Source organism: Nitrosomonas europaea (genome assembly GCF_900167395.1).
In the GTDB taxonomy this organism is placed as follows: Bacteria; Pseudomonadota; Gammaproteobacteria; order Burkholderiales; family Nitrosomonadaceae; genus Nitrosomonas; species Nitrosomonas europaea.
On sequence record NZ_FUWK01000014.1, the window covers coordinates 43,163 to 50,457 of the forward strand.

General features: G+C 48.3%; 4 protein-coding genes. All 4 read left to right on the plus strand.

Annotated elements, in window-relative coordinates; genetic code table 11:
- Positions 1 to 152 precede the first annotated feature (152 nt).
- The 4 genes from B5D58_RS06175 to B5D58_RS06190 all read left to right on the plus strand — a co-directional run bounded on the left by B5D58_RS06175 (position 153) and on the right by B5D58_RS06190 (position 6,966).
- Positions 153 to 2,498, plus strand: coding sequence for a TonB-dependent siderophore receptor (locus B5D58_RS06175; protein ID WP_011111186.1), 2,346 nt, complete (start codon positions 153 to 155; stop codon positions 2,496 to 2,498).
- 132 nt (positions 2,499 to 2,630) lie between these two features.
- On the plus strand, positions 2,631 to 3,287 hold the full coding sequence (locus tag B5D58_RS06180) for an RNA polymerase sigma factor (protein ID WP_234989018.1): 657 nt from the start codon (positions 2,631 to 2,633) through the stop codon (positions 3,285 to 3,287).
- Between the two features lie 99 nt (positions 3,288 to 3,386).
- The gene (locus tag B5D58_RS06185; protein WP_011111188.1) at positions 3,387 to 4,418 is read left to right on the plus strand and encodes a FecR family protein; all 1,032 of its coding nucleotides are present in this window, start codon (positions 3,387 to 3,389) and stop codon (positions 4,416 to 4,418) included.
- Between the two features lie 148 nt (positions 4,419 to 4,566).
- Positions 4,567 to 6,966, plus strand: a complete 2,400-nt coding sequence (locus B5D58_RS06190) for a TonB-dependent siderophore receptor (RefSeq protein ID WP_011111189.1) — start codon at positions 4,567 to 4,569, stop codon at positions 6,964 to 6,966.
- Positions 6,967 to 7,295 lie beyond the last annotated feature (329 nt).

The window sequence follows — 7,295 nt, forward strand, 5'->3', positions numbered from 1 at the left end:
GTATAAAAATGCAAACGAACTGATCCGAAAAACAGCCTGGAAGCATAAGAATTTTTTCTGCATGTCAGGTGCTCCTTTTTATTTTCGTCTTATCAGGTAAGCCAGTCCGCTGGCATATACCGATCAAAGATAAAAATATTCAGGGATGAATCATGCAGAAAAATTTATGGGTCATAGGGCTCAGCATCATTATGTTTTCCGGATTTGCTCAAGCACAGAGCAACAAGGTGCTCAGTATCCCGGCGCAGAATCTGCCGGATGCACTGCACAGCCTGTCCAGTCAGACAGGAATCCAGATCCTGTTCACCGCCGAGCAGTTGAAAGGGTTTCAAAGTCCGGCAATCAACGGATCGATGAATACCGAACAGGCACTCATCCGTCTGCTGCAGGGAACATCGTATACCTGGCTGGCCAGCGGACAGAATACATACGTCATCAAATCAGCAGCCGAAGTGGCGACCGTCATGCCGGAAGTCAGGGTAACCGGCGCCATGAATCCGGATACACCCGGTAACCCGAGTTATACACGCACCAATGCGTCAACGGCGACCAAATCCAATTTACCCATTATGAAAACGCCGATGTCCGTTCAGGTGATACCACGTGCGGTAATCGAAGATCAGCAAGCGGTTCAGGTCAATGATGCAGTCAGGAATGTGAGCGGTGTGTTTCCCGGGTTTACTTTTGGTGGAATGAGTCAGGCATTCATGATCCGTGGCTTTGACACAGGTTTTGCCAGTTTTCGTGACGGATTCAGATTTCCATTGGCTTTAAGATTCTCATTAGCCAACATAGAGCGGGTAGAGGTATTGAAAGGTGCCGCGTCAAATTTATACGGCCGGATCGAACCGGGCGGGATGGTCAACCTGATCACCAAGCGGCCGCAGGCAGAGCGCTATTACTCGCTAAACCAGCAGTTCGGGTCATACGGTCAATTTCAGACATTGGCTGATGCGACCGGCGCATTGAATGAAACGGGTACTTTGTTATACCGCCTGAACTTCGAATATCTCAATCAGGATTCATTTCGCGATTTCGGCTTCAATAAACGTATTTTTGTTGCGCCGTCAGTCACCTGGAGAATTACGCCAGATACGCAACTGGATGTGGATTTCACTTATAACAACGAAGATACACGTGAAGACCACGGTATCGTTGCGATAGGTAACCGACCAGCCAAATTGCCGCGTTCGCGTTTTCTGGGAGAACCGGCAGATAAGACCACCCAGAACATGTACAACACTGCCGTAACACTAACGCACGCTTTTAATTCCGATTGGCAAGCACGTGCCCGGTTCAATTATTTACGCCGCGATACTGTGGATCCACAAACAACTGGATTTGATTTGAATGAAGCCACAGGTGATATGCAGCGATCTTTTTATGGTGGTACCGCAACCGGAGATGTCTTTATGAGCACAATGGACATTACGGGTCGGTTCTATACTGCTGGCGTAGAACACAATGTGCTGGCCGGTTGGGAATACTATGGTCAATTTGGCTCTGTGAAATCCATCAGTGTGGATGCCAGCCCGATTAATATTTTCAGGCCGATATACAGCAACGTTAATCTGGCATCGCAACCTTATAACTTCTTTATTGATCAGAAAAACGAGTGGAATGGTGTGTATTTACAGGATCAGATCACACTGTTCGACAAGTTGCATATCATGGCAGGCGGGCGTTATGACTGGGCTTCTAATGATGTAGGTACGGCTTTCGGGATAGATAAATTCCTTTCTGACGCAAAAGCTGCTGGTCGGGAGATTAATAACAACCGTTTCAGTCCACGTGCAGGGATCGTTTATCAACCGTGGGAGTGGCTCTCATTCTACGGCAATTATGTGCAGTCACTTGGAGCAGCTAATTCAGCTTTCGATGCCAATGGCAATATCCTCAAGCCGCAAATCGGTGAGCAGTTCGAGGGCGGATTCAAGACCTCATTCTTCGATGGGCGGCTCAATTCGAATGTTGCATTCTATTATCTGACCAAACAGAACCTGGCATTCCGGGTACCCGGGCAACCGTACTCGATCCCTATCGGCCAGGCACGCAGCCAGGGGGTGGAAGTGGATATTTCAGGACAGATCATACAAGGGCTGAACCTGATCCTGACTTATGCCTATACCGATGCTGAAGTGTTGGAAGGTGCCAATAAAGGTAACCGGTTATGGAATGTGCCCAAACACGCCGGCAGTTTGTGGGCGCGTTACGATGTGCAATATGAACCATTGCGCGGGCTGAGCATAGGGGCCGGCATCTATGCTCAGGATAAACGCCCGGGCGATCCTGCCAATACCTATTTTCTGCCGGCACAGGCGCGTGTCGATGCGATGGTGCGTTACCGTCCGCCTGCTATGCATTCGCGCCTGAGTCTGCAGCTCAATATCTACAACCTCGCTGACAGCACACTGTATGGCGGTACCCTGGGTGATCGTTTCTCTGTGAATGTCGATGTCCCGCGTACCTTTGTCGGTTCGATCCGCTATGAGATGTAACGATCTGGAAGGCTGGCAGGATTTTGAATCTGTGAGCGAGATGATATCCCATCGATAGGGACGTTTTATCCATCTTCATTACATCACCTGGTGATACAGCCATCATTCGCGCGGCGCAGCCAACTGCCGATGATGGCTGTTCTTCATCGCTCATCCGATATCATCGCTGCGACAATTTGTCGCATTCTCATTCCTCAGTTTTATAGTGATAATACCGTACCGATCAACGGTAATTATTCCTGTATTTTCTTGCTGTCATACATGTTTCCACTGGATTCTCCTCTTCTGGCAGACCTTTACAAAAAATATCGATCACGCCTCATAAGCAGAATTGCACGTTTGACTGGCTGCCGTGAAACTGCTGCCGATCTGGCGCAGGATGCCTACATGCGGTTGCTCGACCAGACCGGTGTGGCATGTCCTTCCAATCCTGCGGCTTATCTGTTCCGGATTGGACGTAATCTGGCTATCGATCATCAACGCAGACCGGATTTTCGGCAGCATGACGAAACTTCGTTCGAGGAAGAGTTACCTTCTTCTTTTTCCGGGCTGGATCAGCAGGCGGTCTATCGCCAGGAATGTGAACAGTTATGGACGGCAATCATGGAATTGCCTCGTCCGGTCAGTCGCGCATTGGTACTCAGTGTAATCGAAGGGGTCAGCCAGGCTGCCATTGCTGAAGAGCTTGGCGTAACCGAACGTACCGTACGCCGGTATATCAGCAAGGGGATGGCACATTGCCAGCGGCGTCTGCGTAATCCGTTACCACCAGCACGTTACGACCGCTGAGTGTCGGCAGCTGGCTTCCGCGAACAATTCTCCGAATCTGCGGTTTCCAGGATAAATTGACATTGAAACTGGCTCGGGAATATATCCCGCAGCGCTTTCATGTTAACCTCGCCGCATGTTTTTCTGCTGACTGATTCATATCAGATGTACTCCGATGATGATCGTAACCATTCCGGAAAAGAAGCCCTGGATTGGTTCGTGCGTATGCAGAGCGATTCCGTTACTGAGGCGGAACGGGCAGCTTTCATCGCCTGGCGTGATGCCAAACCGGAAAATGCACAAGCTTACGCTGATACCGAGCTTCTGAGCCACAAACTGGCGGCACTGAAAGGCCATTCGGCCTATCATATTCCCCGGCTCACTCCCGATCAGAAGCCTTCGCTCATGACGATGCAGTCCTTCAACCGGATTGCATTATTCCTGCTCATTATTTTTTCAAGTGCCGGCTTGTGGTGGCAAACCGGGATTGTCAGTGATGAATATGTCACATCTGCTGGTGAACAACGCCATATCCCTCTTGAGGATGGCAGCAAACTTGAGCTGAATACCGCTTCACACGCAGATGTACGCTATACCCGCCTGGAACGTATCGTTACCTTATACAGTGGGGAGGCCTATTTTGACATTGCCGATGAGAATTACCGGCGATTTGTTGTATTGGCTGGCGGCCTGCAGGTACGGGATATCGGGACACGTTTCATCGTTCGCCATGACAATGAACAAGTCACGGTGACAGTGCTGGAAGGTGAAGTCGAGTTGACCCGGCCTGCATTGTCAGATCGCAGTGGAGAGCTGCCGGCTACCCTGACATTGCTGGCGGGTCAGCAAAGCCATTACCGGAATGAAGTGATTACGTCCGCAATCCCGATCGATTCGGTTGCCGCAGCTGCCTGGCGGGAGGGAAAGCTGATATTCAAGGCCACGCCGCTGCGTGAAGTTGTGCAGGAACTGGCACGTTACCACCCATTGCGCTTCGTCATACATGATCCGGCACTGGCTGATGAAACAGTCACCGGCAGCTTTCATATCGGGGAATTATCGTCTTTCTTGCGTGCACTTGAACAAGTACTGCAAATTCAAATCGATACCCGTAACCCGGATATCGCATCCATTCAACGCAGAAAAAACTGAATCACGCCATCCCGTGAAACATCGACAACCACGGAATTCTGTCACGATCAGCTTCTGAAATAATTGTCCGGTTTATTCCGCTATTTCGTCATAAACGATAGCTAACCCAAAAAGCAGAAAAATCGTTTAACGAAATAAAGGGAACCTCATGCCGCACATTACAGGGAAATTCAGGCTGTGCTGGCCTGGGATCATACTGTCATTTCTGATCATGATCACCAGTGCACAGGCAAGCAATACCTTCTTCGAATTTGATCTGCCGTCCCAACCACTGACTCAGTCTCTGGAGCAATTTCAGAAGACAACCGGCATCAACATCGTATATGCACCCAAAGAGCTCGCAAACTATTACAGTCCAGCCATACAGGGGCAATATACCCCTCGACAGGCCATACAAATACTACTGGCTGAGCATCGGCTGAATGCCGAATTCATCAGTAATTCGATGATTGCGGTAAAGCCGGCATCAGCCGTACAGCAACTGCCGGAAATGACAGTAACGGGTACTCCTGATCCGGATTCACCGGACAACAGAAGTTACAACCATTCCAGTGCTTTCTCGGCAACCAAGACCGATACGCCGATCATGGAAACACCGATGTCGATCCAGGTCATTCCGAAGGCGCTCATGGAGGATCAGCAAGCCATTCAACTCAAAGATGCTTTAAAGAATGTCAGTGGTGTATTTACGGGTAATCAGAGCGGAGAATACGGCTATGATAAGTTTTTCATCCGCGGTTTTCCCAACGCAGGCTCGACACAGATTTACAGAGACGGTTTGCTGTTGCCTCGCTCCAATAACGATACCTTCAATATTGAGCAAATAGAAATACTGAAAGGCCCGGCGGCAGTTCTTTACGGCCGCGTCGAACCGGGTGGCCTGATCAATACCGTTTCCAAGAAACCTTTGGACACGCCCTATTATTCATTACAACAGCAGTTTGGCTCGTTCGACCATTACCGCACGATGGCGGATGCCACAGGACCGATCACTTCTGACAAGTCTCTGCTATATCGCCTCAACATTGCCTATCAGAACACCGGTACTTTTGTCGATCTGGTCGACAATGAACGTATTTTGGTTGCACCTTCGTTGCAATGGAAACCCGGCGATCGTGATGTCCTCAATTTTCGGCTCGAATATCAGAACGACAATGGGCGCTATTACGACGGCATTCCAGCCGTCGGGCGACGGCCGGCCGATATCCCGATTTCGACTTTTTTAGGTTGGGGGGGTGACAATGAATATCAGAAACAACAGCGAATCGTTACGGGTTACGACTGGACACATCACTTTAACGGCGATTGGAAAATCACCAATCGGTTCAGCTATACCAATTTGAATTATAAATTTATCAATACCTATTATGGCGACAGCCTGGCGGACGATAATCGAACATTTACCCGAGCCAATTATCATTACCCGTCAGATAAAACCGACGCTTATGCAACAAATTTGGATTTAACAGGCCGATTCACGACTTACGGCATTTCACACAAAGTGCTTCTAGGCTTCGATTATTACCGGAAGGACACTCATGCCATAGGGTACTGTTGTAACGCGCTGAATGGATTTATCCCAACAGTTGATATTTATAACCCGATTCATGCGGATGTTCGTGTACCGCTTCAAAATGAACTGAACGACTATCGTCGATCTTCGCAATACTGGTACGGGCTATATTTTCAGGATCAAGTGACTTTCTTTGACAAATTGCACTTGCTATTCGGTGGTAGACAAGATTGGGCGACGGATACCAGAGCATCGGCTTCGAGCGCTGCATCCTATGCATTGGCGCAGGATAAAGTATTTAGTGATAGTAAATTTACACCCAGAGCCGGCATTCTTTACCAGATTCAACCTTCACTTTCAATCTACGGTAATTACGTAGAATCTTTCGGCGTTAACAACGGACGGGGTTTTAACAATGAACCACTCAAGCCGCAGACGGCGACGCAATATGAAGCAGGAGTAAAAAAGGAGTGGATGGATGGCAAATTCATTACGACACTCGCTTATTATGATTTAACCAAAAAAAACATAACAACAACTGATCCATTACACCCGCAATTTGTTATTCCTGTTGGTGAAGCAAGGAGTCGGGGAGTGGAATTCGATATTTCCGGCCGTATCACCGAGAACTTGAGCGTTATCGGCAGTTATAGTTACACCGATACGGAAATCACCAAAGACAATCGAGGAAATCAAGGCCACAAACTACCTAATGTACCCAAGCATGCCGGGAGCTTATGGGGGAAATATGATGTTACCCAAGGCTTGCTGAGAGGGCTGAATATAGGTTCCGGTGTTTTTCTGATAGGCAAGCGCGAAGGTGACAATGCAAACTCGTTCGAGTTGCCGGGTTATGTGCGCTGGGATGCATTGGTGGGTTATAGATGGCGTACCAGCAAAACTGAACTGTCTTTACAACTCAACGTGAACAATATTCTGGATAAAACCTATTACGATGCTTCACCGGCCGGCGCAACTAACATTTATCCAGGCATTCCGCGCACTTTTTTAGGTTCAATAAAAATTGCCCTGTAGCGCATAGGTTGAGATGACGAAGGAATTCCAACCTATGCTGTTAAGCGGTACATGGATGATTGAGCTTTGGCATTTCAGCGCGATCTGTTTTATGAATTTATCCAGACACTCTGTTATTCCGGCCTGCTGGATTCAATGATGGACTGCAATCATGAAATTTACTGGTAAGCGGCTAACTCAACTTAAAGATCGCCGTAAATTTTGGCTCGATATCCATTTATGGTTGGGTTTGGTACTAGGACAAATCGACATTTACGGATTCTCAACATCTATAATTTTTGCTTTACTGAAAGAGGTCTAACATTTTCAGTGAGGAATGTATGAAACGC

Coding starts and splice junctions, on each gene's coding strand:
- B5D58_RS06175 (WP_011111186.1), top strand. CDS start 153: ATGCAGAAAAATTTATGGGTCATAGGGCTCAGCATCATTATGTTTTCC.
- B5D58_RS06180 (WP_234989018.1), top strand. CDS start 2,631: ATGGCTGTTCTTCATCGCTCATCCGATATCATCGCTGCGACAATTTGT.
- B5D58_RS06185 (WP_011111188.1), top strand. CDS start 3,387: ATGTTAACCTCGCCGCATGTTTTTCTGCTGACTGATTCATATCAGATG.
- B5D58_RS06190 (WP_011111189.1), top strand. CDS start 4,567: ATGCCGCACATTACAGGGAAATTCAGGCTGTGCTGGCCTGGGATCATA.